Below are 935 nucleotides of genomic sequence, written 5' to 3'. Positions count from 1 at the left end.
CCGCTGGGGGACGCGCACCAGCCTGTCCGGACGGCTGGTCTGGGCCGACCTGTGAGCGCCGCCGCCCCAGTGGACCGGCCCGATGCCGCCCGAAGCGCGCCGGCCCCGTCGGATCAGACGGATACCGTCCGGCACTCCGGGTGGCCCCAGCCGACGGCGTTCTTCGCGATCATGTCCTTGGCCGCGTAGGGCTTGCCGCAGTGGCACCGGCCCGCGAACTTGGCGCGGATCGTCGCCCCGGCGCGCGTGGCCCTGCCCGCGCCGGCGGCCCCCGTACCGGTCACCGCCCGGCTCTTCACCGCGCGGCCCTTCGTCGCCCGCGCGGGCGCCGGAACCGGTTCCGGCGAGCCGTACGCCGTCCCGGCCGCCTGCTGGGAGACGGCCGCCTCGCTCGCGGCCTGGTCGGCGAGCGCGTTGAGCGGATCGCCGTCCACCTGGTGGGCGGGTACGTGACGGAAGCTGACACCGCGGCCGTCGAGCAGGCCGTCGATCTCCACGACGAGTTCCTGGTTGGCCACCGGCTTGCCGCCCGAGGTCTTCCACCCGTTGCGCTTCCACCCGGGCAGCCACTTGGTGACGGCGTTCATCGCGTACTGCGAGTCCATGCGCACCTCGATCGGCACCGACGGATCGGTCGACGTCAACAGCTCGCGCAGCGCGGTGAGTTCGGCGATGTTGTTGGTGGCGCTGCCGAGCGGCCCCGCCTCCCAGCGCTGCGGGCGCCCCTGCGCGTCGGCCACGACCCACGCCCAGGCGGCCGGACCCGGATTTCCCTTGGATGCGCCGTCACACGCGGCGATGATGCGGTCTTCCATGCCCCGATCATGCCAGTCCGGCGGCTGGGGCCACGATCGAGCCGGTGGGGCCGCCGTCCCCCGCGCACCGCGGCACACGCTCATCCGCGGTCCGGGGCTCGACGGGCCGCCGCGGCGCGC

At 75.0% G+C, this 935-nt stretch carries 1 protein-coding gene; it reads right to left on the bottom strand.

All coding sequences use genetic code 11. From position 1 onward, the window contains the following. Window positions 1-113: 113 nt before the first annotated feature. Window positions 114-815, bottom strand: a complete 702-nt coding sequence (locus IH13_RS0107765; RefSeq protein WP_031082259.1) for a ribonuclease H family protein — start codon at window positions 813-815, stop codon at window positions 114-116. Window positions 816-935 lie beyond the last annotated feature (120 nt).

Origin of the sequence: Streptomyces sp. NRRL WC-3549, from assembly GCF_000721935.1 — a bacterium.
Taxonomy (GTDB): Bacteria; Actinomycetota; Actinomycetes; order Streptomycetales; family Streptomycetaceae; genus Streptomyces.
This window is presented reverse-complemented; position numbering and strand designations above follow the sequence as displayed.

Bases quoted from the DNA above. Each gene is read 5' to 3' on its own strand.
- IH13_RS0107765 (WP_031082259.1), bottom strand. From the start codon at position 815: ATGGAAGACCGCATCATCGCCGCGTGTGACGGCGCATCCAAGGGAAAT.